This is a genomic window from Actinoallomurus vinaceus, assembly GCF_039542055.1.
Taxonomy (GTDB): Bacteria; Actinomycetota; Actinomycetes; order Streptosporangiales; family Streptosporangiaceae; genus Actinoallomurus; species Actinoallomurus vinaceus.
This window is the reverse complement of the sequence record NZ_BAABHK010000009.1, coordinates 139,836-164,017: the sequence shown is the minus strand read 5'-3', so window position 1 is coordinate 164,017 and position 24,182 is coordinate 139,836. Positions and strand designations below refer to the sequence as shown.

Genomic DNA, 24,182 nt, shown 5'->3' with positions numbered 1-24,182 from the left:
GTCACTGTGAACAGTGCAGGTCGTCCTGGACCCGCAGGGCGGTGGCGCACCGGAACAGCGTCAGGACCTGTTTATCGTTCTGGATGTTGTAGGCGACGCCCTCCGTGGCCCCGGCGATCCTCCTGAGCGGCGCCATCTTGACGCCCTTCCCGAAGGCGACGAGGGTGATGTTCACCTGCTGTTCCGGGTCGAAGTCCTTCTGGAGCTCGGAGACCAGCCGGTCTAGTGAGATCTTGTCGTGCTCGCCGGTGGCGCCGCCGGTGAAGACGAGCACCTCGTTGAGCATGCCGGGCCGGTAGTCCCGCGACAGTTCGTGGTACGCGTCGAGGATCGCGTCGTACAGGCCGCCGTCTCTTCCCTTCTGCGGCCGCACCTCCGAAATCTGCTTCTGCAGCCGCGCCCTGCGGTTGCCGCCGGTTCCGATCTCCCCCAGCCGGCCGAGCTCGACCAGCCGCCGGTACGGGTGGGAACCGGTCCCGGGGAAGGACCACAACCCGAACTCGGTGTCGTCGTCCAGCATCGAGAAGCCGCTGTTCAGCGACCCCGCCATCATCTGCGTGCGCGTGCTGGACCCCAGGCGGGCGAGCGTGGCGTCGGACACGTCGACGAGGGCGAGCGCCCGCAGACTGGTGCGCATCTTCTGCCACGTGTCGCGCATCGCGCGCGCCGCTCCGGGGCTCGCCACCGGGAGTACGCGCGGCGCGGCGGCCGGCAGGCCCGAAGAGACGAGGCTGCCGGCGGCGCCGTCGGGCGTACGGAGCCATGCGTCGTGCAGCCGGGCCACTCCGTCGGGCGAGCGCAGCGCGGTGAGCAGGCCCGCCGCGATCCGCCTGCGCTCCCGGTCCGCTGTGAGGACGGCGTACGGGAAGTCGAGCGCCGGCGCCGCCGACGGGTAGACCGCCGCCACCTGGCGTCCCTGCTGCCGCTGCCGCCAGATCGTCTGCTCCGATAGGGGCAGTACGGGCGGGGCGCCCTGGTCTCCGAGGGCGTTGATGGCGTCGGTCGCGTCGGACGACGGCTTGACGTCCTCCAGCATGCGGCTGAACGCCTGAAGACCGGCCGTGCCCTTCCCCGCGGCGGACGAGAGCGCCAGCAGCGACGCCATTCCCGTCGCGGAGGACTCGGGGTCGAGCAACCGCAGGCGGTAGGTGTCGTCGCGGAAGCCGCCCCAGCCCTGTTTCGTCAGCGCGGACCCGTAGTGCCTGGCGCCGGCCGGCGTCATGGCGAACACGACCGGAGACGAGGCCACGGACGTCGCGGAGCGGACCGCCGGATCGTTGACGCCGTCGAACCACAGCGAGGAGTCGGCGATCCAGACGTCGGGCCGGGCGTCGGCCTTCGTGTCGCCGGCGGCCAGGACCCGCGCCGTCTGCGCGGAGTCCCCGGTCACGACGTTCACGTCCGCGCACTTCGACGCGTTGTAGCGGGTCGCCACTTCGGTCACCGCCGCCGCGATGGCCGGATCGGCCGTCACGGTGAGGGTCCTGTCCTGGCAGGCGGTCTGGTTCCGGTATACGAGCCAGCCTCCACCGCCGAGGGCAAGACCGACGACGAGGGCGACCGCCGCCGCCATGCTCGTGCGTTCGCGTCCGCTCAGGGACGTGAAGCGCCCGCCCGCGGAATCCGAAAGCACTTCATGTTCTGCGAATGAGGAGTCCACCGTGGTGTGTCTCCATGGGGAGGTGTGTGCCTGCATTGCATTCCGCAAGCGCGACGATCAGTAGGGTCCCCATAGCCCCACAAGCTACATGAATTTCCCCGCTATCGGGGGGTTACGGACATCCTAGGAGTGGCTCTTCGGCTGGGGCCGGAGGGAGCCCGCCAGTGTGGCCAGTTCCTCGTACGAGGCCGTGCCGGTGACCACCAGGGTGAGGCCGGGCAGGCGCCGCACCAGCGACCGCTGGTGCTTGTCCTTCCGGAACGTCCTGTCCCAGGACGCACCGGCCACCTGCAGCGAGCCGTCCGGCCTGCCCTGGCTCGTCATGCGGGCGACGAACCCCGCGCTGCCGTCGGGCCGTTCGTTGCTCTGCTCCAGCGCGGCGTACTGCTTGTCCGGCGTGTAGAAGCCGAGATGCCAGCCCACCGGGCCGTTCGCCCGGCCCGTCAGCCGCGAACTCGTGGGATACCACTTCGGGCCCAGCCCCTGGGGCGCCTGCACGGTGAACGGCGCGGTCGCCACCAGGCCGTTCAGGTCGCCGTGGTAGTCCACCTGCGGCGTGGCGTTCGGGTTGCGCCGGGGCGTGACCAGCAGGACGAACCCGACGATCACCAGGCAGGAGAGCATCGCCATCGCGAATCCCGGAAACCCGGACATGAGACGCCGGTACACCGACGGCGACACGACGATGGGCCCCTCGCCGGCCGGCGTGGCGCCGTCCCGGCCCGGGCCCTCCGACGCCGCGTCCGCCCCGGAGGCGGTCGCCGGCCCCGGGGCGGCGGTGCTCACCGGCGACTCCTGGGCGGCCGCACGCGCGTCCTCCGGGGAGGTCACGAGGTCGTTCGTCACAGCCGTCTCACGGCTTTCGCTCACGCCGGCTCTCCATACTCGAAATGATCGCGAGAACGTCGTCGGCCAGCCGCCGGGAGGCCTCTTCGTCCTCCGACAGGGCGACCTCCGCGACGGCGCCGGACACCGCGCCGGTCAGCACGACCACGAGCGCCTCGTCGACGTCGCCGTCGCCCGCGTCGAACAGCGCGGCGTTGCGCCGGGCCCAGGTCCGCAGCCGTTCGTGCAGCACCCGGTCGAACCCGGGCGGGCCGTCACCGGACACGAACAGCCGGGACAGGTCCGGCTCGGCGAGGCAACCGTCGAGGTAGGCGCGCGCCCCGGCGATGAACACGCGCATCGGGTCGGTCTCGCCCGCGTCGCGGGCCGTGTGGACGGCCTCGCGGGTGCGCTCCTGCTGGCGGGCCTGGAACTCGCCGAACAGCGTCAGATAGAGATCGGCCTTGCCGCTGAAGTGGTGGTAGAGGCTGCCGACGCTGGCCCCCGCCTTGGCGACGATGTCGGTGACCGCGGCCTGGGCGAACCCGGCCTCGGAGAACACCTCGCGGGCGGCCTGAAGCAGCGCGCTCCGCGTGGCGGCGCCTCGATCCGACATACGCGAAACCGGTTCGACGCTCACTGGCGCGCTCCTCGTCGGGTCGGCGGCACGCCGAACACGCGCCGGGCGGACGGCCCGCCGCGGGGACGCCCGGCGGCCGGCGCCGGCCGCTCGTCGGCCTGCCACTCGATGTCGCTGCTCATGACGGCCCTAGATTACGCCCTGTCTGCTCGGAAATACGATCGGAGGAGACCCGCCGGGGTGACCCGTCAGGTAAAGCCCGCAGGAAAGGCCCGGATCGCCATGACTGAAGAAACGACCGTATCGTCCCCGCTGGCCACCGAAGCCCACGCCCCCGATCGCAACCTCGCCCTGGAACTGGTGCGCGTGACGGAGGCGGCGGCGATGGCCGCGGCCCGATGGGTCGGCCGGGGCGACAAGAACGGCGCCGACGGGGCCGCCGTGAACGCCATGCGCCAGCTCATCAACACCGTGTCGATGAACGGCGTCGTGGTGATCGGCGAGGGTGAGAAGGACCGCGCGCCGATGCTGTTCAACGGCGAGCAGGTCGGAGACGGCAGCGGCGCCGACTGCGACGTGGCCGTCGACCCGATCGACGGGACGCGGCTGACCGCGCTGGGGCAGAACAACGCGATCGCAGTGATCGCGGTGGCCCCCCGGGGCACGATGTACGACCCGTCCGCCGTGTTCTACATGGAGAAGCTGGCGACGGGGCCGGAAGCGGCCGACGCGGTGAACATCGAGGCGCCCGTCGCCGACAACATCCGCGCCGTCGCCCGGGCCAAGAACTGCTCGGCCGGTGACGTGACGGTCGTGATCCTCGACCGGCCGCGGCACGAGGGCATCGTGAAGGAGATCCGCGAGGCGGGAGCGCGCATCAAGTTCATCACCGACGGCGACGTGGCCGGTGCGATCATGGCGGCCCGTGAGGGCACCGGCATCGACCTGATGCTCGGCATCGGCGGCACCCCGGAGGGCATCATCGCGGCCTGTGCGATCAAGGCCCTCGGCGGCGTCCTCCAGGGCAGACTGTGGCCGAAGGACGACGCGGAGCGGCAGAAGGCGATCGACGCCGGGCACGACCTGTCGCGGGTGCTCACCACCGAGGACCTGGTGACCTCCGACGACGTGTTCTTCGCCGCGACCGGCATCACCGACGGCGAGCTGGTCGAGGGCGTCCGGTACGGCAAGGGGATCACGTCCACGCACTCGCTGGTCATGCGCTCGCGCAGCGGGACGATCCGCCGGATCCACAGCGAGCACCGGCTGTCCAAGCTCCGGGCCTACTCCGCGATCGATTTCGACGCCGCTTCCTGACGGTCGTGGTGGGGGGCCGGCGCGGTCCCCCACCACCCGCGCGGCGCCTACTTCACCGAGCCGGCGGTGAGGCCGCCGATGAGGTAGCGCTCGATGAAGACGAACAGGACGACCACCGGCACGATCGCGATCAGTGAGGTCGCGAACAGATACTGCCAGTGCTGCTGGTACGACGTGACGAATCCGGGGACGGCCACGGTCAGCGGCTGGCGGTTGGGCGACGACGTGATCGTCAGGGCGACCACGTACTCGTTCCACGCCCCGATGAACGTGTAGATCACCGCGGTGACCAGACCGGGCAGGGACAGCGGCAGCGTCACCCGCGTCAACGCCTTGACCTTGCCCGCCCCGTCCAGGTAGGCGGCCTCCTCCAGCGCCTTCGGAATGCTGGAGAAGTACCCGTGCAGGATCCACACGCAGAACGGCAGGTTGAACGCGGCGTTGACCAGGATCAGCCCGAACAGCGTGTCGGTCAGGTTGAGCGCCACCATCTCGCGGTAGATGCCGATCACCAGGGCGGTCGGCGCGAACATCTGGGTGACGAGCACGAGCAGCAGGAACGCGCCACGTCCGCGGAACCGGTTACGCGCCGTGTAGTACGCCGCCGGCAGCGCCACCACCAGTGCGATCAGCGTCGCCACGGCGGCGACGATGAGCGACACCTGCATGTTCTTCCAGATCGGCGCTGCTTTCCACACGTTGACGAAGTTGGCGAAGTCCCAGTGCTTCGGCAGGAAGGTGGTCGGCGACTTGGTCAGCTCGCGGTCGGGCTTGAGCGCGGTCAGCGCCATCTCCAGGTACGGCGCGACGAAGACGAACGCGACCAGGTAGCCGACACCGGCGAGGATGGTCCGGCGGGCCAGCTTCGACCAGTCGACCCCGGAGGACCGCTGTCTTCCCCGACCAACCGACCCCGACCGACCTCCCGGGCGGCCTTGCCGGCGCGGCGTGCTCAGGCTGCTCATGCTTGCGCCTCCCCGCGCCAGCCGACGACCCGCAGGTACACCAGCACCAGGATCAGGATCAGCGCGAAGTTCACGACCGCCATCGCGGCGGACTCCCCGACGTCACCGGTGCCGGTGAAGGCGAGCTTGTACATGAAGGTCGTGCTGGTGTCGGTCTTGCTCCCGGGCCCGCCCCCGGTCATCGCGTAGATGATCGGGAAGGAGTTGAAGACGTTGATCACGTTGATGATCGCCGCGACCAGCAGGGACGGCCGCAACAGCGGCAGCGTGATGCGGAAGTAGGTCCGTGCGCGGCCGGCGCCGTCGACCCGGGCCGCCTCATAGACGTCGTCCGGGATGGTCTGCAGGCCGGCCAGGATGACGAACGAGGTGAACGGCAGCGAGACGAAGACCGCCACCCACATCATCCACATCAGCGCCTGCGTGGGGTGCGACAGCCAGTTCACCGGATGGTCGATGAGCCCCAGGCCCTGAAGGACCTTGTTGACCACGCCGTAGTAGTAGTTGAGCATCCACTTCCACGTCAGCGCGGTCATCAGGACCGACGCGGCCCAGGGCACGATGACCGCCCAGCGCACCACGCGCCGGCCCGGGAAGCGGGCGTTGAGCAACTGCCCGAGCGCCAGCGACACCACGATCGTCACCAGGACGACGCCGACCACCCACACCACGGTGCGCAGCAGCACGCTGACGAGGTCCGACTCGTCGAACAGGTCACGGTAGTTGCCGGTCCCACGGCTGCCGAGCGTCGCCCCGGACGAGCTGATCCTCAGCAGCGACGTCCGGACCATCTCGATCACCGGCCACAGGACCACGGCCCCGATCAGGATGACGGCGGGGCCGATCCACGGAAGCGGGGCGAGTGCCCGGCCGAGCCGGCGGAGAGCGCTCGTCGACGGCGGCGCCGGCGCCGGGGTCGTGGCCCCGGCGCCGTGCGCCTCGATGGTGTCGTGCACGGGCGGTCCGTCAGCCGTTCTTCTGCGCGGTCTGCTGGAGCTCACTCAGGACGCTCTTCGGGTCGCCGGTGATGGCGGTGCCGAGCTTCTCCTTGATCGTGTTCGCCAGCGGCCCCCAGGCGGCGTTGCCCGTGGGGTAGAACTTCGCGTTCGGCAGGGCGTCGATGAAGGGCTTGTCGTACGGAACGGCGCTCCCGATCACGTCGCCGGCCGATTTGGTCACCGGCAGGAAGCCCTCTTCCTTCTGGAAGTTGGCCACGTTGTTCGTCTGGTAGAAGAAGTTCAGGAACTTCGAGACGGCGTCCTTCTTCTTGCCGCCGTTGTTCTTGAAGGCCACCAGGAAGTCCTGCACGCCGAGCGTGCTGGACGCCGATCCCGACTTGCTGGGCAGCGGCGCGATGCCGTACGGCAGCTTGGCGTTGACCTTGTTGATGAAGCCCGCGGGCATGAAGACCGCGCCGTTGAGCATGCCGATCTTGCCCTGCGCGAACTCGTTGAAGACGTCCTTACGGTCGGTCGTCTCCGGGTTCGGCTGGGTGAGGCCGCTCTTGGTCAGGCCCTTGAGGTAGTTGACCGTGTCCACGTTGGCCTGGCTGTCGATCGCCCAGTTGCCGGACTGGTCGACGTAGCCGCCGCCGTTGTTCATCGCCCACATGAAGAACTCGGCCTGGGACTCCTCGGCGCCGAGCGGCAGGCCCAAGGGGAAGACGCCCTTCACCTTGTCCTTGATCTTCTGGGCGTCGGACTGAACCTCGTCCCACGTCTTGGGCGGCGCGGTGATGCCCGCCTTGCTGAAGACGTCCTTGTTGTAGAAGAACAGCCGGACGCTGGACAGCAGCGGCACGGCGTACTGCGTGCCCTTGTACTTGTCGCCGTCGACGAACGACGGGAGGATGTCGCTGGACACCTGCGAGGACAGCACGTCCGAGGCCTGGAAGAGCAGACCGTCGCGGGCGAAGTCGGCGAACGCGTTGTAGTTCAGGATGTCGGGCGTCTGCTTCGTCTGGACGTAGGTCTTGACCTTGGCGTCCATCTGGGTCCAGTCGACCATCTCCAGGTTGACCTTGTAACCCTTGTTCTGCGCCTCGAACGTCTTGATCAGACTGTCCCAGAGGCCCTTGGTCTTGTCATCGTAGATCGCGGCGACGAACCTGATCGTCTTGTTATCACCGCCACCGCCGGACGAACTGCCCTTGCTACATCCGGTCACACCGAGGGCCACCGTGAGACCCGCGGCGATGGCGCCCTTGAGATGCCGTTTCACCTGTCCCCGCCTTCTGCTCCTGCTTTGGCTTCCGGGGCCACGCGGGTGCGCGCGACGTCCCCGGTAACTGTCTTCTTTTGGGTTCGCCAATCCCCCGGCCCGACCCCTCGACCGTCACCCTTCGAGCAGCCGTTTGGCGTGGCACAGCTGTGCGGCTCGCGCCGCCGCCTCCTTTCACCTGCATGAAAGGTTGTGCACGATTGAGCCGCTCATTGAGCAAAATCGCGCATGGCTCTGAACGATAGGAGCTGGTCCGTACCAGTTCAAGAGGCGGCAGAGGGAGGAGTCTTAACCGTTATCGAACGGCCATGACCTGCTGGTCTTGCCGTCGCTCCGTCACGATCGGCGGCGGGTCACCCGCCAGAGCCGGCGCCGCTTGGGCGTACGGGCGCCCACCGATCCGAGGACGACCACGCCGCTGACCTCGACCACCGGGGCGTCGTCGGCGTACGGCGCCCGCACCCGCAGGTCCCGCGAACCGAGGACGGAGCGGCCGGTGAACTCCACGCGCACCCCCTCCGGTACGACGAGGCGGAGCCGCCCGCCGAGCATCGCCGCCCGCACGACGACGTGCCGGCGCTGCAGGAGGGCCTCCCGCAGGTCGATCTCCACGGTCCCGAAGAGCGCGGACACCGGCAGGCTCACCGGCACCACCCAGCGCCCGCCACGCCGTACGGTGCCGAAGAGGGCGACCAGCGGCCGGTGCTCGATCTGGATCGGCTGCTGCTCGGCGGGGGTGAGATCGGCGGTCAGCCCGGACAGCTCGCCCAGCGTGCGGGCGGCGTACGCGCCCTCGACGCGCTCGGCGTGCTCGTCGGCGGTCAGCCGGCCGTCGCCGTGGGCTTCGCGCAGCAGCTCGACCACCCGCTCCCGGTCGGCGTCGGAGGCGCGCAGGTCACGCGCCGGCACGTGCTGGTCGTTCGGTCTCCACGGCAACTCCACGGCTCGACGATATTCGCTGGCGTGCCGATGGGGGCGCTTCGTAGCGTGGGGGCCATGGCGGACCTCCCGGCGATCACCCTGCGCGACGTCGTCAAGCGGTACCCCGACAAGGACGGGTCGCAGATCACCGCAGTCGACGGGCTCACGCTGGAGGTCCCGGCCGGAGTCTGCCTCGGGCTGCTCGGCCCGAACGGCGCGGGCAAGTCGACGACGATGCGGATGCTCACCGCCCAGTCCCGCGCCGACGAGGGCGAGATCACCGTCCTGGGTCATCCCGTCCCGGCCGAGTCCAAAGAGGCGCGCGCCCTCATGGGCGTCGTGCCGCAGACCGACAACCTCGACGAAGAGCTCACCGTCCGGCAGAACCTCGAGGTCTTCGCCCACCTGTACCGCGTGCCCCGGGCCGGGCGGCACCGGGCCGTCGACCGTGCCCTGGAGATCGCCCAGCTCACCGACCGCGCCGGGACCCGCGTCGTGAACCTCTCGGGCGGCATGCGCCGGCGCCTCCTCGTCGCCCGCGGGCTCGTCCACTCGCCCCGCCTCGTCCTGCTCGACGAGCCCACCGTCGGCCTCGACCCGCAGGTCCGCGCCGACCTGTGGGGTCTGGTCGCCGCGCTGCGCGACGAGGGCACCACCGTGCTGATGTCCACGCACTACATCGAGGAGGCCGAGCGGCTCGCCGACTCCTGCGCGCTGATGTCCGGCGGCCGGATCGTCGCCGAGGGCAGCCCCGGAGACCTCATCGCCCACCACGCGGGCGGCAGCGTCGAGGAGCACCACGGCCCGCCCGACCGGCTCGCGGAGATCGAGGACCTCGTGCGGCGGGCCGGCCTGCCCAGCCGCCGCACCGGACCGACCGTGTCGGTGCTGCGCGCCGAGCACATCCCGCCGTCGCTGGCCGACGCCCTCGGCAACGGGGACCGGGTCGTACGGCGGGCGGCCAACCTCGAGGACGTGTTCGTCGTCCTGACCGGAGAGAACGTTGGCTGACACGAGACTCCGCCGGTTCGAGTGGGCCCCGGTACGCGGCGTGTGGCGGCGCGAGCTGGCGCTGTTCCGGCGCTACTGGACCTCCACGTCCTTCGCCGCGACCGTCGAACCGACGATCTACCTGCTGGCGTTCGGCTTCGGGTTCGGGTCGCTGCTGGGTCACATCGCCGGCTACCGCTACGTCGACTTCGTCGGCACCGGCGTGGTGGCGACCGCGTCGCTGTTCACGTCGGCGTTCCCCGGGATGTTCAACACCTACATCAGGCGGACTTATCAGCATTCGTACGACGCGGTGCTGGCGGCGCCGGTGGACGTGCACGAGCTGGTCGCCGGCGAGACGTCGTGGATCGCGGTCAAGGGCGGGCTGTTCTCCTGCGTGCCGCTGCTCGTCGCGCTGGCCTTCGGACTGCACCCGAGCGCCGGCATGCTCGCCGTGCCGGTCTTCACGATCCTCACGGCGATCGGGTTCGCGCTGTTCGGCGTCTGGATGTCCACGGTCGTCCCGTCGATCAACAGCTTCGACTACGTGATCAGCGGGGTGCTCACCCCGATCTTCCTGGTCGCGGGCACGTTCTTCCCGGTCGACGGGCTGCCGGGCTGGGCTCGCACGGCCGCCCGGTTCAACCCGCTGTACCACTGCGTGGAGCTCGTCCGGCACGCGGCGTTCGGCTTCCGGCCCCTGGCCGACCTCGGCCACGTGGGCGCGCTCGTCCTGTTCGCGGCGCTGATGTGGGTCCTCGCCGTACGCGGCATGCGCCGCCGCCTCATCGACTGACCGCGGCTGCGGCGGACGGGCGCAACCGCCCGTCCGCCGCTCCCACGGGCGGATCCCCGATCGCTCAGGGGCGTTGGCCCGGCTTGTCGACGATTCCGGCCGCGAGGCGGACGGACAGGACGCCGATCGTTCCCTTCTTGATCGCCCAACTGCCGTCGTCGCCCTTGCCGGTGTGGTCCTTGACCGCGATGGACCGCTCGCCCAGCAGGGCGTACGTCTTCCGGTCCAGCAGGATCTCCTGGCGTAGCCAGCCCTCGATGACGCGGGAGACGGCCAGCGCCGGGCGCCCCTCGACATCCACGGCCTCCCGGTTCAGGGTCACGTCGGGGATCTTCGCCAGCGCCCGGTAGACGGTGGCCTCCAGTTGCGGCGGCAGGACGGCATTCTTGTTCAGAAGCCCGCCGAGGATGTCGAAGGTGTTGTCCTGGCGTTCCGCCTCCGTCGCGTGCGGAACCTTCTTCGCGACCAACGCCAGCAGCGCGTCCGGGTCACGCGGCAACGCCGCCGAGGCGGCGTAGCCGTCAGGCGGCATGCTGCCCGTCTGGGAGGTGATGGGCTGGGAGATCGTGAACCTGCCATTGCGGTAGAAGGCGATCTTCCTGCCGTCGGACCGGATCCAAAGGCGGTCCACCCGGGTCTTCAACGGCGACTGCGGCGTCTGCACGGCGCCGATCTCCGGGTTGCCCGGGGAGGTGTACCGCGTCTCGGTGTAGCTCCACTGGCCGGGCCGGGGCGGAGTGAACGCGCGGCCCTGCGCGCGCTCGGCCGCCTTGTACAGCACGGTCTGGGCGTCGGCCACCGAGCCGCCGGGCAGGCCGGGCACGACCGGGCGGGGGTGGCCGTTCTTGTCCGTGCCGCCGAGGTTCTGGACCACGGTGACGCCGGCCGCGATCGTGACGGCCAGTGCGCCGACCGCGGCGAGCCGGACGCCCATCCGGGGCAGGCGGAGCCGGCGTCTCGCCACCGGAGCCGTGCCACGGGCGGAGGCCCGCTCGAGGAGGGCGGCGCGGGCCGCCGCGTGCGCGGCCGCCGACGGAGGCGCCGGGCGATCCCAGGCGTCGCGCAGCGTGGTGAGGTCGTCCATCGTCATCGGTCCTCTCGGGTGGTCGTCGGGTCGGTCCGGCCCAGGGCGGCGCGGATCCGCTTGCGGGCGCGGTGCAGCCGCGAGCGTGCCGTTCCGGCGGGGATGCCGAGGGCCTCCCCCGCCTTCTCCGAGGTCAGTTCGGCCCAGGCGACCAGGAGGAGCACGTCCCGGTCGGCGTCGGGGATCTCGGCCAGTGCCTCCGCCAGCCGCCCCCGATGGGCCTGCGCGTCGAGCCGGACCGCGACGCGGTCCGCGTGGCCCTCGGTGGCCTCGTCGACGCCGGTACGGGCCAGCGCGCGGTACTGCCGGACCTCCGCCCGGTGGTGCCGGGAAATGAGATTGGAGGCGATCCCGTACAGCCACGGCCGGGCGTCCGGGCGGGAGAGCTCGTACTTCGTCCGGCCGTCGAACGCGATCAGGAACGTCTCGGCGGCCACGTCGTCGGCCAGGCTCGCGCCGAGCCGGCGGGCGGCGTACCCGTGGATCAGCGCGTAATACCGGTCGAAGATCGCCGCGAAGGTCTCCGGCTCACGCAAGGACTGCTCGATGATCGCGGCGTCGGTGGCCTCCTCCGTGGGGAGCGCCCGCATCACCGCGGCCATGTCCAGGTCCTTCGTCTCATCGTCTGCCTTCCGCAGGGGGATGGTCACCTCTCTTTCACCGATCGCCCGGATAGTGTTCGGTCACCTCGTTCACCTCGGGCTTGCCACTCCGTGGGATCATTTCGGGCCTATTGACCTGCCGAGATCCACTACCTACGCTGACGCGAACGTATTTCACGTTCCGGAGGACAGCGTGGCGGCGGAAATCGATCAACGGACTCGGCGCGGTCGGCGCGCGGCGTACGCGGCGTTCGGGGTCCAAGGGCTCTCCTTCGCCGCTCTCGTGACCCGCATCCCGGAGATCCAGAAGGCGCACAACCTCAGCGACGCCACCCTCGCGCTGGTGCTCCTGGCCGTCCCGGTGGTCGCCGGGCTGGGCAGCGTGCTCGCCGGCTCACTCATGCCACGGCACGGCAGCGGCCCGGTGCTGCGCATCGCCCAGCCGCTCGTCCTCCTGTCGATCGTCGCGATCGGGATCGCGCCCGGGAACCTCCCGCTGTACGGCGCGACGGCGCTGTTCGGCCTGTTCGTCGGCGCGGTGGACGCGTCGATGAACGCCCAGGCGGTGACCGCCGAGACGCGGTACGGCAAGAGCCTGCTCACCGGGTTCCACGCCGTGTGGAGCGCGGCGGGCATCCTCGCGGGCCTGTGGAGCGCGCTCGCCAACAAGATCGACATGGGGCTGGGCACCGGCTTCGCCATCCCCGCGGTGCTCGGCATCGCGGTGTCCGTCTGGACCGGCCGCCGCCTGTACCCGAAGGCGATGGAGGCCACCGGGCCCAGCGACGAGCAGCTGAAGGCCGCGGCCAAGAGGGTGCCCTGGAAGCCGATCATCATCATCGGCGCGGCCGTGACCTGCATGTACATCGCGGACTCGGCGACGTCGAGCTACAGCGCGAAGTACCTTAAGGACGATCTGCACGCCTCCGGCTTCGTCGCCCCGCTGGGATACGTCGCGTACCAGATCTTCATGATGCTGAGCCGGACCGGCGCGGACCTGCTGGTCCGCGCGCGCGGCGCGGCGAAGGTCGTCGCGGTGGGCGGGCTGATCGGCGGTGTCGGGCTGCTCACCGCGGCCGCCGCGCCGAACCCCGCCGTCGCCATCGCCGGATTCGCCGTCGCGGGCCTCGGCCTGTCCGTCGTGGTACCCACCTCGTTCTCGGCGGCGGGCCGGCTCGATCCGACGGGGCTGGGCATCGCCGTGTCACGGGTCAACGTCTTCAACTACGCCGGCTTCGTGCTCGGGGCGGTCGTCGCGGGCGCGGTCGCCTCCGACCTGTGGATCGCGTACGCCATCGGCGCCGCGCTCTGCCTCGTCGTCGTCGGGACGGCCCGGGGGTTCGAGCCGACGCCGGTCGCCGGCGCGACGCCCAACCCGGCGGTCGCCGAACGCCCCGTCGCCTGAGCGGGCGGCACATGCCGGCGCCGCCGCCGGGTGAGCTGACCGGCGCGGCGGTCCCAGAAGAGCGCCTCAGGACGGCCGCGCGTCCGTCTCGACGACCGCGACCTCGACGCAGTCGCCCTGCTGCACCCCGCTGCGGCCGCTCTTCCGCCAGACCGGAATGTTCATTTCACCGTCTCCATGACTCGCTTGATGAATTCCCGGGACTGGTCCTCGGGTAGGGCCTGCTGGCCGATGCGGTCGTACCGGAGGAGGTACGAGCGGACCTCGTCCGCCGACGGCACCAGCCGCCCGCCGCCCGGGGACTCGGTGTAGGCGACGTCGCCCGACGGACCCGACATGATCTTGAAGCTGCCGTCGAGTCCGTAATGGGCGCCTGCGGACCGGGGGACGACACGAATCCCGACATCCGGCAGCTCTGACGCCTCCAAGAGGCGGGCGAGCTGATTCCGCATCACCGCAGGGCTTCCTATCGGCCAGTCGAGCACGCTTTCCGTGATCAATATCAACAATACGGGCGGGTCGTCCCGCGTCAATATCGCTTGCCGGGACATCCGTTCCTCCACCAGGCGATCGATGTTCGGCACGCCTCCCGCCGCGATGAGTGCGTGAGCGTACTCCGGAGTCTGCAGCAGGCCGGGCACGACCAGCGCCTCGAAGACCTTGATCACCGAGGACCGGGCCTCGATGTCCAGATGCTGCTGATGCCAGTTCGGGTCGTGGCCCCGTTGGGCGTACCACAACTGGATGGAGAAGTGGCCGCCCGTGCGCCAGGCCCGGTCGAGGGCCGCCGCCTGCCCGTCGTCCAGCTTCGCCTCGGCGTTCTCCAGCCTGGAAATGCTGGACCGCGCGCAGTTGAGGAGCTTCGCCACGGCGTCCCCGGTCAGATTGCGCTGGGCACGATGAAAGCGCAGGTCGTGGGCCATCCACGCCCACATGGACGACTTCGGATCCGGCGACGGCTTGGCCTGCATGGCGGTCCCTCCTCATTTCCAGCGCTATCCCGATGTGCCGTGGAACAGCGACATCCATGCCGTGGGAATGCATTCTGGGAATTCATATCAAGGCATCGCGAGTCAAGGGAAAGGATCGAGAAATTGTCCGATATTTCAGGGGTCGATAGTGCCGAGGGACCAGCGACCAAGGCAGAAATGTCTACATCAGGGAATGGCATCCTCTGGCAGGAGCGGGTAATCCGTACCCGGCTGAACGAACTCGCCATGGCCCTGCGATGCCACGGGCTGGAGGTGCGGATAGGGACCAGCGCCCTGATGGCCTGGGCCCCCAAGGCATCGATGACCGACGATCCGCGCGGGGAGGCGATGAATCCGGGTCTCTCCCAGTACGTGGCCATCGCCCCCGACGGTGGATCACTGAACTGGTACTGGTGCTGGACCGGCCCCGCCCGCGACTCACCACTGGAGGCGGAGTACATGTGCCCGGCCGAGCAGATCGACCGGGCCACCACCCTCATCAGAAAGGTCCTGCACGTCGACGTCGAAGGCCGCCCGTGAGCACCCCGTGGCCGTACCGCCAAGGTCCTGCGGCCCCGGCGGAACCTGTCACTCGCGTCGATTCGGCGTTCTTACCGGCCGCGCAGCCGTACGGAGCGGGGACCGGGCCCTGGCTCGCACGCCTGCGAGCCGACTTCCCTCGCTGGGGCGTCCTGTTCGACCCGTGGAGATCCACCTGGATCGCCGTACGAGGACGACACGATATCGAGGTCGCCTCGACGGCGATCGCGCTTCATGACGCCCTCACGGCGCGCGGTTTCGTACCTGTGCCTGTGGACGGGGCGATGCCCGACTCCCCCGTCGCCTGAAGCCGGGGCGAGCGCTACCGATCGCTCAGCCGGGCACCGGCCCGAGGACCCTGCCGTACCAGGTCGCCGGGTCGGTGTCGCGGACATGCCGGGTCAGGGCCCAACGTTGCCCCTCCGGGTCGGCGACCACCGTCTGACGAACGCCCCAGGGCCGGTCCTCCGGCGGTTCCAGGATCACGCCTCCTCCGGCGACCGCCTGCTCGCACGCCCTGTCGAGGTCTTCGACGAAGACCTGAGTGAGGCTGGACGTGCCGGCGAACTGCCCACCACGACGCCCGAGCAGGATGATCAGGCCGTCGCGTTCCATCTCCACGTGGCCGACCCAGCCATCCGGCAGCGACGCCCGGACCACCTCGCGGACTCCGATGACGGCCGAGAGCCACCGAGCCGCCGCCGGCGGATCGTCGTACAGGACACAGGGAACGATGATCGGATAGCCGCGTCGCGGGTCGTACATGATCGATTCCTTTCTTCCGGACCGACGCGACGACCGTAGGAGGAGTCCGGGGTCCGGGTCTTGAAGGAAATCGACCGCTTACGCGGCCCACCGGCGGACGACGGCCGGGGTCGTGGCCGCGAACCGGGTGAACTCCCGCGTCAGGTGGGCCTGGTCGGCGTACCCGCACACCACCGCGACGTGGGCCGGAGGCAGATCGCCGCGTGCCAACAGTCGCGCCGCGTGCTCGTAGCGCAGTACGCGCGCGGCGCTCTTGGGCGTCGTGCCGATCTGCTGCCGGAAGCGGGCGGCGAGGTACCGGTCGCTGCGCCCGGTCCGGGTGGCCAGCTCTGCGATCCTTACCGCGCCGTGGACGCGGCGCATCGCCTGCCACGCCGACGCGACCTCCGACGACGGTGCCGGGCCCGCCGCGATCCTCTCGGCGAGAAGCGCGTCGAGGAGCGCGAAGCGTGCCGGCCAGGATCGCAGATCCGCCAGGCGCTCCGTCCAGTGCTCGGCGGCCGCGCCGAACAGGTCCGACAGGGCCACGATCCGGTTGCTCAGCTCATGGGCGGGCACGCCGAACAGGGCGAAGGCACCGAGAGGATCGAGTCGGACCTGGAGGCCGAACTGGCCGCCGTCGTGGCCGGTCAGAGTCGGCCGGTCGTGGAACCCGGCGACGAACGAGGTGAACGGGCGCAGGTCGTAGGCGTCCGGTGCGGGCTGCGCGTGGTGCGCTTTTCCGAATCCGAGGATGAGGATCAACTCGCCGGCGGGTGTCTCCCGCCGGCGGACCGGTGTCGGGGCCGTCTCCCGGTAGCCCGTGTAGGCGAGGACGCGGCCACGCAGAGCCGGGGCTGGACGGCCGTCGACTGAGGCGCGGCGTCCGCCGGAGCTTTCCATGGGCTGTGGTCCCACACGCACAAGGCGATCGTAGGCGGCCTCCAGAGGCGTGCGTAATGCTCGGTGAGGCCGCCGCCGTCATCTCATTGCCGTCGTTGTGCTCACATTGCCGCCGACGTTGACGGATGAATGACCGGTTCGTCGGGCCTGTGACGTCACTACCGGCGTCACAGTGACTGATCGATCCGGCTGCCTGCCCGCCAGCTGCGGCCGGGCGCACCTGGCCGCCCGAGGATCGGGTAAGAGACGACCGCGTCCCGCTGATGGCGGTGACGCGGTCGGCGGCGGACTCTAGGGCTGGGAGGCGTGCGGGCTCATCTCCCGCTGGAGGCGCTGTATGGCCTCCTCGCCGGCGCGTTCGGCCTCTTCGGGAGTCTTCAGCTGAGTGAGAGCGATTCGCAGTGCGGCCTCGGCCGCGTCGGCCGCCGCACGGGCGGTGATGGTATGGGTGTGGGCGCGTTCGATGTCACCGAGGCCGATGCAGTCAAAGGCGACCTGGGTGTCGTGGGCGGCGAGTTCGAGCTGGCGGGCGGCTTCGTCAAGACTCATTGTCATCCTCCTCATCGCAGCACGTCGTACCCGCCGACGAACGATCGACACAGCCGATTCCCCAGGTGTCATAAGGGACACAGGAGGGACCTGCGGCACCCGATACGGCGAACGCCGATCGCCGAGCGTGAATCCCGGGAGCGGTCGCGGTCTCCTCGGTACAGCGAGGGCGGGCCTCGCCGGACGGTGAACCCGGGAGCGGAGGCGGTCTCCTGGGGCGAGGACGGGCCGTCGCCTCACCGGGCCCGGTCCGTACGCTCCCGGGGCGTGGGTTCGGCGCGGCCCGCGTCGGACACGGCCTGCGCGAGGAGGTCGACCGCCTCGGCCAGCCTGCGCTCCGGAACGCGGGCATAGCCGACGACGATCGCGGGCGGCCCCGGGTGCCGCAGGCGCATCGGGGCGACGCCTTCGACGGCGACGCCGAGCGCCGACGCCTGGGCGACGACCTCGGCCTCGTCGGTGCCGGCGGGCAGCTCGAGGTAGGCGTGCAGCCCGGCGGACACGCCGTGCACCCGGATCTCCGGCAGGCGCCGGGTCAGGGTGGAGATGAACGCGTCGCGGCGGTCCCGGTAGCGCCGCCGCATGAGGCGCAGGTGCCGGTCGTACGCGCCGGTCGCGATCATCCGGGCGAGTACGTGCTGGTCCGGCACTGACGAGCCGAGGTCGTACAGCGCCCGCGCGGCGCGCAGCCGGATCGCCAGCCACGGCGGCGCGACCGCCCAGCCGAGCCGCAGCGCCGGGGACAGTGCCTTGCTCACCGACCCGGCCAGGACCACGCGCTCGGGAGCGAGGCCCTGCAGGCAGCCGACCGGCTCCCGGTCGTACCGGAACTCCCCGTCGTAGTCGTCCTCGATGATCAGCGCGTCGGCGGCCCGCGCCCACTCGACGAGGGCCGCGCGCCGCCCCGGCGACAGCACCACCCCGGTGGGGAACTGGTGCGCCGGGGTGATGAGCAGCGCCCGTGCCCGGGTCCGGGCCAGCGCGGCGACGTCGATGCCCTCCTCGTCCACCGGCACGCCGACGACGCGGACGCCGGTCGCGCGGATCAGCGGGAGCTGCTGATGGGCGAGCGGGTCCTCGACCGCGAGCAGCCGGTGCCCCTCCTCCAGGAGGATGCGCGGGACGGCCGACAGCGCGTGGGCGACCCCGGCGGTGACCACGACCGTCCCCGGTTCGGCCACGGCGGCGCGGACGCGCGCCAGGTAGCCGGCGAGCTCCGTCCGCAGCGCCCGGGTGCCGGCCGGGTCCGGATAGTTCAGCTCGACGTGCGGGAGCTCGCGCAGTACGTCGCGCATGGCCGTCGCCCAGCGTTCCCGCGGGAACGACGCCAGGTCGGGCTTGCCGGGCCGCAGGTCGTACGCGATGCCCGGCGGGTCGGCCGGACCGGCGTCCATGCCGGCGGCGAGCCGGAGCACGCGCCGGTGCGCCGCGCTGCCGGACGCCGGCGCGGGTTCGGCGACGGGGGCGCGAGCCACCCGCGTCCCGTCGCCCTGACGTGAGACGAGGAACCCCTCGGCGACGAGTTGCTCGTACGCCGTGACCACGACGCCCCGGGAGACGTTCAGGTCACCGGCGAGGTCGCGGGTGGACGGCAGGCGGTGGCCGGGGACGAGCACTCCGCGCCGTACGAGGTCGCGCAGCCGGTCGGCGAGCTGCCCGGCCAGCCGTCCGGCGGAGCGATCGAGCGTCAGGTGCAGGTCCACCCCGCGTCCCCCTTCGCAATGGTCCTTATCGTCGGCGGCCGATTGGTCCTCGTTCGCGGACCAATCAGTGCTTAGCGTCTCAGCCCATGGAGCAGACCACCAGTCCACGCGGCGTCGTCCAGGCCGGCCTCGCGATGACCCTCGTCGGCACGCTGACCGCCGTGTCCGCGGCGATCTCCCGGTATCCGGTGTACGGCGGCCAGGCCGTACGCTACGCCGTCGCCGCGCTCATCCTCCTGGCCGTCGCGCGGCTGCGCGAGCGCCCCGGCGCCGCCGGCGGCCGGCCGGCGGGGCATGGGACCGGGCCCGGGCGGCCCCGCACCCGCCTCACGCTCCGGGAGTGGGCGCTCATCACCGCGCTCGCCGCGACCGGCCTGGCCGGATTCAACATCTGCATCGTCGAGGGGACGCGGCACACCACTCCCGCGATGATCGGCACGGTGGTGGGCGCCGTCCCGGTCCTGCTGGCGGTCGTCGCGCCGCTGGCGGAGCGCCGCCGTCCCGCGCCGCGCCTGGTGGCCGCCGCGGTCGTCGTGGCGCTGGGCGCGGCGGCGGCCAACGGGCTCGGGGGCGGCAGCCTCACCGGCCTGCTGCTGGCCGTCGGAGCGCTCGCCGGCGAGATGGCCTTCTCGCTGCTGGCCCTGCCGCTCCTGCCCCGGCTCGGGCCGGTCCGGGTCTCCGCGTACTCGGCGGCGGCCGCCACCCCGATGCTGCTCGCCGTCGGCCTGCTCGTGGACGGCACCGGCGTCGTACGGATGCCGACTCCGGGCGAGGTGGCGGGGTTCGCGTACCTCGCGATCGTCGTCACGGTGGGGGCGTTCGTCCTGTGGTACGACGCGCTGGGCCGGATCGGTGCCGACCGGGCCGGGCTGTTCGCCGGTCTCATTCCGGTCAGCGCGGCGGTCACCACGATGGCGCTCGGGCTCGGCACACCGAGCGGCGCGGAACTCGCCGGATCCCTCCTCGTCGGATGCGGTGTCGCGGCCGGTCTCGGAGGAGGAACGGCGAGCAGCGCGAGCGAGAGGCCGCCGGTGGGCCCCCGACGGGGGTCCGGAGACCAGCAGGCGGCCGGTGAGGCACGAGCCGACCGCGGAGCGGGTGAGGAGGCGGGCGCGACCGTGGACAGAGCGGCGAGCCCCCGAGCGAGCACGAGGCCGGGGGTGGGCTCCCGACAGCGGTCCGGAGACCAGCAGGCGGCCGGTGAGGCACGAGCCGACCGCGGAGCGGGTGAGGAGGTGGGCGTGGCCGTGGACGGAGCGGCGAGCCGCCGCGTGAGCGGAGTGGTCGGTGAGGCAGGAGCCGGCCGCGGAGCGAGTGAGAAGACGGGCGCGACCATGGACACGCGGGGCCGGTCGGGGGCGGCCGTCACGCCGCCGGCTGATCAGGGACAAGTGCGTGTCGGCGGCGCGCCGTGTTCGTGACGTGGGGGTGCGCGCGGCGAGCCCCTCCGCGGACGCGGCCGCGCGCGGGCGGCGGCATGCGAGCGGCACGTCGTGGAAACCGAGCGGCACGGGGTCGCGCCGGACGGTCCGCCGCCGCCGTCGAACGGCCTGACCAGGCTAAACCCCTGAATCGGGGGCTTCGGCCCGGTGCCGCGTTCGAACATATGGCCCGCTGTAAAGATCTTCAGCTGACCCTCGCGAGAGGACCATTTGCTACTTAGCGTAACGGACATGGAACAGTCCGCAGCCCGTGCCCGTGGCATGGCGCAGGCAGCCCTCGCCATGGTCGCCACCGGAACCATCGCCGCCGTCGCGGCGGTGATCGCCCACTATCCCGTCTACGGTGGCCAGGCCATCCGTTATGCCGTGGCCACCGTCTTCCTCCTCGGTGTCGCCCAGTGGCGCAGGCGCCGCCGGGCGGCGCGGCTCTCGCCCGTCGAACCCGATGCCCTCCTCGTCCGGCCGACCGTCCGCGAAGGACTGCTGTTCACCGTCCTGGCCGCCACCGGCCTGGCGGGATTCAACCTCTGTGTCGTCGAGGCGACGCACTACACCAGCCCCGCGACGATCGGCACGGTCATCGGATCCGCCCCGATCATCTTCGCGCTGATCGGGCCCTTGATGGAACGCAGACGCCCGACCGCGCGGCTCGTCACCGCCGCCGTCATCGTCACCGTCGGCGCGGGGCTGACCAGCGGGCTGTGCGGCAACCGGCCACTCGGCCTGGTGCTGGCCGTGGGCGCTCTCCTCGGGCAGGTTGCCTTCTCCCTGCTGGCCGTGCCGCTGCTGCCGAAGTTCGGGCCGATCCTCGTGTCGGCGTACTCCTCGGCTGCGGCGGCAATGATCCTCTTCGCCATCGGTCTGGCCGTGGACGGCACCGCCGTCGTACGGCGTCCGAGCGTGAGTGAGGCCGTGAGTATCGGCTATTTGGCGACGTTCGTCGCCATCACCGCCTTCATCCTCTGGTACGACGCGATCAATCTGATCGGCGCGGACCTGGCCGGCCTGTTCTCCGGGCTGACCCCCGTGAGCGCGCTGGCCACCACGGTGTTGCTGGGCGTCCGCACGATCCGGCCGGCGGAGTTCGTCGGGTCCGTGCTCGTGGGCCTTGGGGTGGTCCTCGGTGTGGCGGACCTGGGGGCGCCCCGCTCCCGCAGCGCGCGTCCCGCGGCCTGAACACGGTCACCGTACGGGCGCGTGGGCATAGAAAACTACGGCGCCGCCTCGTCGAGTGCGGCGCCGTGACCGTCGCCGCGGATCAGCGGATCGGCCACTCGCGGTTGATGTTCCGCAGCACCAGCATGAGCAGGCTCACGACGATGCCGGCGACGAGCGCCACACCAACGATGGCGATCACGATGTAGAAGATGCCCGGGTGGTGGAACGTTCCCGCTGGCCCGGCATAGACGTTGAGCAGCATTACTTCCCCCTTTTGCCGTCATACCTCCGCCGGCGCGCCAGGGCAAGGGGCGTTTGGCGCCGAGGCGCGTTCGGTACCGCCGGCACGCCGCTCTAGTCTTGGGGACCACACCCATGACCGCGTCATCAGCGAGGAAGTCGATGCCCGAATTCGCCTTCACCGAGCTTCTCCCCCAGGGCCCGGACGAGACCGAGTACCGCCTGCTGACGAGCGACGGGATCAGCGAGTTCGAGGCAGGCGGCCGCACCTTCCTCCAGGTCGAGCCCGAGGTGCTCCGGCTGCTCACCGAGACCGCGATCCACGACATCTCGCACCTGCTCCGGCCCGCCCACCTGACCCAGCTCCGGAAGATCCTCGACGACCCCGAGTCGTCGCCGAACGACCGGTTCGTGGCCCTCGACCTGCTCAAGAACGCCAACATCGCGGCGGCCGGCGTTCTGCCCATGTGCCAGGACACCGGCACCGCGATCGTCATGGGCAAGCGCGGCCAGCACGTTCTGACCGACGGCGACGACGAACGCCACATCGCGCAAGGCGTGTACGACGCGTACACGCGGCTGAACCTCCGCTACTCCCAGATGGCGCCGCTGACCATGTGGGAGGAGAAGAACACCGGCAGCAACCTGCCCGCCCAGATCGAGCTGTACGCCGCGCCCGGCGACGCGTACAAGTTCCTGTTCATGGCGAAGGGCGGCGGCAGCGCGAACAAGTCCTTCCTGTACCAGGAGACCAAGGCCGTCCTGAACCCGAACCGGATGCTGACCTTCCTGGAGGAGAAGATCCGGTCGCTGGGCACCGCCGCCTGCCCGCCGTACCACCTCGCGATCGTCGTGGGCGGCACGAGCGCCGAGTACGCCCTCAAGACCGCCAAGTACGCCTCCGCGCACTACCTCGACACGCTGCCGACCGAGGGGAGTCCCACCGGCCACGGGTTCCGCGATCTGGAGCTGGAGCAGCAGGTCTTCGAGTTGACGCAGAAGCTCGGGATCGGCGCGCAGTTCGGCGGGAAGTACTTCTGCCACGACGTCCGTGTGGTGCGGCTGCCGCGTCACGGAGCGTCCTGCCCGGTGGCGATCGCCGTGTCGTGCAGCGCCGACCGGCAGGCCCTGGCGAAGATCACCCGGGACGGCGTCTTCCTCGAGCAGCTCGAGAGCGATCCGGCGCGGTACCTCCCCGAGACCACCGACGACGACCTCGATGGCGACGTCGTCCGCATCGACCTGAACCGCCCCATGGACGAGATCCGCGCCGAGCTCGGCCGGTACCCCGTCAAGACGCGGCTCGCCCTGACCGGACCGCTCGTCGTCGCCAGGGACATCGCCCACGCCAAGATCAAGGAGCGGCTGGACGCCGGCGAGCCGATGCCGCAGTACCTCCGCGACCACGCGGTCTACTACGCCGGCCCGGCCAAGACCCCGGAGGGGTACGCGAGCGGGTCGTTCGGCCCGACGACGGCCGGCCGGATGGACTCCTACGTCGAGCAGTTCCAGGCGGCCGGAGGCTCCTTCGTGATGCTGGCCAAGGGCAACCGCAGCAAGCAGGTGACCGAGGCGTGCAAGAAGCACGGCGGCTTCTACCTCGGGTCGATCGGCGGCCCGGCCGCCCGCCTGGCCCAGGACTGCATCAAGAAGGTCGAGGTACTGGAGTACCCCGAGCTGGGCATGGAGGCGGTCTGGAAGATCGAGGTCGAGGACTTCCCGGCGTTCATCGTCGTGAACGACAAGGGAGACGACTTCTTCGCGGACACGACCGGGCCACTGCTGACCATCGGGCGACGCTGACGCGCCTTCGCCGGCCGGGCGGGCGCGCTCGCCGGAGCGCGCCGGCGCGGACGGCTATTTGATCTTGCCCTTCCCCTTGCCGTTGTGACGGGCCTGGCCTGATGGCGGGATCAGAGCGCCTGTGGATGGGGCCAGTTCCACCGCATGGCGCCCTTGCCGTCGCGGTCGATGTCGTACTGGACATAGCCGTCGGCGGTCCAGCCTCCGTTGGCCTTCGAGGGGTCGACCTCGGTCGAGCAGAACACGTCGCCGTTCTGCTGTGTGTTCACCTTGTGGCGGGCCTCGCACAACTGGCCCTGCCTCTTGGCACCGTTGCGCTTGAGGCGGACGAAGAAGTAGACCTGGTCGAACTTGCGGTGGTCATCGACGTCGGAGTTGCCGCCGTTGTGCCAGTGGACGTCCGCGTAGGCCCAGTGCTTGCCGTTGGCGAGCTTGACCACGCAGAGGTTGATGGCGAACTTGGTGTCCTTACCGGGCGTCGGGAGGGTCTTCATCATCTTCGGGTTGTCGCTGCGGAGGCAGTGTTCCTTGTCCCCGGCCGCATACGCGGCCGGCGCAAGGGCGGTGACGGCGGCGGCGCTGACGGCGACCGCGGTCAGGGAACGGACGATTCGCGCGAAGGCCATGGTCTTCCTTCCGAGTTGTCGCTGGGGGCCGCTCCGGGGGGAGCGACGCGACATCAAGATCATCATGCCGGAAGGACAGTCATAAAACGCCCTTAATGCCCCGAGTTGCGGCCAGGGTCGCCGTAGTGCGTCGCCGTC

At 70.7% G+C, this 24,182-nt stretch carries 26 protein-coding genes; 8 read left to right on the top strand and 18 right to left on the bottom strand.

Annotated features, from left to right (window positions below):
- Position 1: 1 nt before the first annotated feature.
- The 4 genes from ABEA24_RS29645 to ABEA24_RS29630 form a co-directional block, all read right to left on the bottom strand.
- The gene (locus ABEA24_RS29645) at positions 2-1,633 is read right to left on the bottom strand and encodes a substrate-binding and VWA domain-containing protein (RefSeq protein WP_345434451.1); all 1,632 of its coding nucleotides are present in this window, start codon (positions 1,631-1,633) and stop codon (positions 2-4) included.
- Positions 1,634-1,783: 150 nt separating this feature from the next.
- Positions 1,784-2,530 (bottom strand): DUF4245 domain-containing protein, encoded by a 747-nt coding sequence (locus ABEA24_RS29640; RefSeq protein ID WP_345434450.1) that lies wholly within the window; start codon positions 2,528-2,530, stop codon positions 1,784-1,786.
- Positions 2,514-3,101 (bottom strand): TetR/AcrR family transcriptional regulator, encoded by a 588-nt coding sequence (locus ABEA24_RS29635; RefSeq protein ID WP_345434807.1) that lies wholly within the window; start codon positions 3,099-3,101, stop codon positions 2,514-2,516. Before ABEA24_RS29635 ends, ABEA24_RS29640 begins: the two co-directional genes overlap by 17 nt.
- Before the next feature lie 20 nt (positions 3,102-3,121).
- Positions 3,122-3,247, bottom strand: coding sequence for a hypothetical protein (locus tag ABEA24_RS29630; RefSeq protein WP_345434449.1), 126 nt, complete (start codon positions 3,245-3,247; stop codon positions 3,122-3,124).
- Between the two features lie 100 nt (positions 3,248-3,347).
- Between ABEA24_RS29630 and glpX the strand changes: the two genes are divergently transcribed.
- A complete protein-coding gene (glpX, locus tag ABEA24_RS29625; RefSeq protein WP_345434448.1) occupies positions 3,348-4,382 on the top strand; it encodes a class II fructose-bisphosphatase in 1,035 nt (344 codons plus the stop codon).
- A 47-nt stretch (positions 4,383-4,429) separates the two neighbouring features.
- Here the strand turns inward: glpX and ABEA24_RS29620 are convergent, their stop codons facing one another.
- From ABEA24_RS29620 to ABEA24_RS29605, 4 genes are all read right to left on the bottom strand, one after another.
- Entirely contained in the window at positions 4,430-5,347 is a 918-nt protein-coding gene (locus ABEA24_RS29620; protein ID WP_345434447.1) for a carbohydrate ABC transporter permease, read from the bottom strand.
- On the bottom strand, positions 5,344-6,303 hold the full coding sequence (locus tag ABEA24_RS29615) for a carbohydrate ABC transporter permease (RefSeq protein WP_345434446.1): 960 nt from the start codon (positions 6,301-6,303) through the stop codon (positions 5,344-5,346). Before ABEA24_RS29615 ends, ABEA24_RS29620 begins: the two co-directional genes overlap by 4 nt.
- A 10-nt stretch (positions 6,304-6,313) precedes the next feature.
- Positions 6,314-7,567, bottom strand: coding sequence for an extracellular solute-binding protein (locus ABEA24_RS29610; protein WP_345434445.1), 1,254 nt, complete (start codon positions 7,565-7,567; stop codon positions 6,314-6,316).
- 336 nt (positions 7,568-7,903) lie between these two features.
- Complete coding sequence (locus tag ABEA24_RS29605; protein ID WP_345434444.1) at positions 7,904-8,509, bottom strand: DUF1707 SHOCT-like domain-containing protein; 606 nt, start codon at positions 8,507-8,509, stop codon at positions 7,904-7,906.
- A gap of 54 nt (positions 8,510-8,563) precedes the next feature.
- Between ABEA24_RS29605 and ABEA24_RS29600 the strand changes: the two genes are divergently transcribed.
- Both ABEA24_RS29600 and ABEA24_RS29595 read left to right on the top strand, forming a co-directional pair.
- The gene (locus ABEA24_RS29600) at positions 8,564-9,499 is read left to right on the top strand and encodes an ABC transporter ATP-binding protein (RefSeq protein ID WP_345434443.1); all 936 of its coding nucleotides are present in this window, start codon (positions 8,564-8,566) and stop codon (positions 9,497-9,499) included.
- Positions 9,492-10,274: an ABC transporter permease gene (locus ABEA24_RS29595; RefSeq protein ID WP_345434442.1), complete on the top strand. Its 783-nt coding sequence runs from the start codon at positions 9,492-9,494 to the stop codon at positions 10,272-10,274. The genes ABEA24_RS29600 and ABEA24_RS29595 overlap by 8 nt, the downstream gene beginning before the upstream one ends.
- A 64-nt stretch (positions 10,275-10,338) precedes the next feature.
- On the opposite strand, the gene ABEA24_RS29590 is transcribed toward ABEA24_RS29595, so the two are convergent.
- Both ABEA24_RS29590 and ABEA24_RS29585 read right to left on the bottom strand, forming a co-directional pair.
- Positions 10,339-11,364 (bottom strand): CU044_5270 family protein, encoded by a 1,026-nt coding sequence (locus tag ABEA24_RS29590; protein WP_345434441.1) that lies wholly within the window; start codon positions 11,362-11,364, stop codon positions 10,339-10,341.
- The gene (locus ABEA24_RS29585; protein ID WP_345434440.1) at positions 11,361-12,008 is read right to left on the bottom strand and encodes an RNA polymerase sigma factor; all 648 of its coding nucleotides are present in this window, start codon (positions 12,006-12,008) and stop codon (positions 11,361-11,363) included. The genes ABEA24_RS29590 and ABEA24_RS29585 overlap by 4 nt, the downstream gene beginning before the upstream one ends.
- Positions 12,009-12,153: 145 nt before the next feature.
- Between ABEA24_RS29585 and ABEA24_RS29580 the strand changes: the two genes are divergently transcribed.
- Positions 12,154-13,365: an MFS transporter gene (locus tag ABEA24_RS29580; protein ID WP_345434439.1), complete on the top strand. Its 1,212-nt coding sequence runs from the start codon at positions 12,154-12,156 to the stop codon at positions 13,363-13,365.
- Between the two features lie 66 nt (positions 13,366-13,431).
- Here ABEA24_RS29580 and ABEA24_RS29575 read toward each other — a convergent pair whose 3' ends face one another.
- Both ABEA24_RS29575 and ABEA24_RS29570 read right to left on the bottom strand, forming a co-directional pair.
- A complete protein-coding gene (locus ABEA24_RS29575; RefSeq protein WP_345434438.1) occupies positions 13,432-13,530 on the bottom strand; it encodes a DUF397 domain-containing protein in 99 nt (32 codons plus the stop codon).
- A complete protein-coding gene (locus ABEA24_RS29570; protein WP_345434437.1) occupies positions 13,527-14,336 on the bottom strand; it encodes a helix-turn-helix domain-containing protein in 810 nt (269 codons plus the stop codon). Before ABEA24_RS29570 ends, ABEA24_RS29575 begins: the two co-directional genes overlap by 4 nt.
- Positions 14,337-14,513: 177 nt before the next feature.
- Between ABEA24_RS29570 and ABEA24_RS29565 the strand changes: the two genes are divergently transcribed.
- Positions 14,514-14,876: a hypothetical protein gene (locus tag ABEA24_RS29565; RefSeq protein WP_345434436.1), complete on the top strand. Its 363-nt coding sequence runs from the start codon at positions 14,514-14,516 to the stop codon at positions 14,874-14,876.
- Positions 14,877-15,209: 333 nt separating this feature from the next.
- Here the strand turns inward: ABEA24_RS29565 and ABEA24_RS29560 are convergent, their stop codons facing one another.
- From ABEA24_RS29560 to pdxR, 4 genes are all read right to left on the bottom strand, one after another.
- Positions 15,210-15,641, bottom strand: a complete 432-nt coding sequence (locus ABEA24_RS29560; protein ID WP_345434435.1) for a VOC family protein — start codon at positions 15,639-15,641, stop codon at positions 15,210-15,212.
- A gap of 78 nt (positions 15,642-15,719) precedes the next feature.
- Positions 15,720-16,544, bottom strand: a complete 825-nt coding sequence (locus ABEA24_RS29555) for a helix-turn-helix domain-containing protein (RefSeq protein WP_345434434.1) — start codon at positions 16,542-16,544, stop codon at positions 15,720-15,722.
- Positions 16,545-16,814: 270 nt separating this feature from the next.
- The gene (locus ABEA24_RS29550; RefSeq protein WP_345434433.1) at positions 16,815-17,072 is read right to left on the bottom strand and encodes a hypothetical protein; all 258 of its coding nucleotides are present in this window, start codon (positions 17,070-17,072) and stop codon (positions 16,815-16,817) included.
- Between the two features lie 236 nt (positions 17,073-17,308).
- The gene (gene pdxR, locus ABEA24_RS29545; RefSeq protein ID WP_345434432.1) at positions 17,309-18,775 is read right to left on the bottom strand and encodes a MocR-like pyridoxine biosynthesis transcription factor PdxR; all 1,467 of its coding nucleotides are present in this window, start codon (positions 18,773-18,775) and stop codon (positions 17,309-17,311) included.
- A gap of 86 nt (positions 18,776-18,861) precedes the next feature.
- Between pdxR and ABEA24_RS29540 the strand changes: the two genes are divergently transcribed.
- Both ABEA24_RS29540 and ABEA24_RS29535 read left to right on the top strand, forming a co-directional pair.
- Complete coding sequence (locus ABEA24_RS29540) at positions 18,862-20,196, top strand: DMT family transporter (protein WP_345434431.1); 1,335 nt, start codon at positions 18,862-18,864, stop codon at positions 20,194-20,196.
- A 252-nt stretch (positions 20,197-20,448) separates the two neighbouring features.
- Entirely contained in the window at positions 20,449-21,393 is a 945-nt protein-coding gene (locus tag ABEA24_RS29535) for a DMT family transporter (RefSeq protein WP_345434430.1), read from the top strand.
- Positions 21,394-21,475: 82 nt separating this feature from the next.
- Here the strand turns inward: ABEA24_RS29535 and ABEA24_RS29530 are convergent, their stop codons facing one another.
- Positions 21,476-21,637 (bottom strand): hypothetical protein, encoded by a 162-nt coding sequence (locus ABEA24_RS29530; protein ID WP_345434429.1) that lies wholly within the window; start codon positions 21,635-21,637, stop codon positions 21,476-21,478.
- Positions 21,638-21,777: 140 nt separating this feature from the next.
- Between ABEA24_RS29530 and ABEA24_RS29525 the strand changes: the two genes are divergently transcribed.
- Complete coding sequence (locus tag ABEA24_RS29525) at positions 21,778-23,418, top strand: fumarate hydratase (protein WP_345434428.1); 1,641 nt, start codon at positions 21,778-21,780, stop codon at positions 23,416-23,418.
- Positions 23,419-23,528: 110 nt separating this feature from the next.
- Here ABEA24_RS29525 and ABEA24_RS29520 read toward each other — a convergent pair whose 3' ends face one another.
- Positions 23,529-24,044, bottom strand: a complete 516-nt coding sequence (locus tag ABEA24_RS29520; protein ID WP_345434427.1) for a hypothetical protein — start codon at positions 24,042-24,044, stop codon at positions 23,529-23,531.
- Positions 24,045-24,182 lie beyond the last annotated feature (138 nt).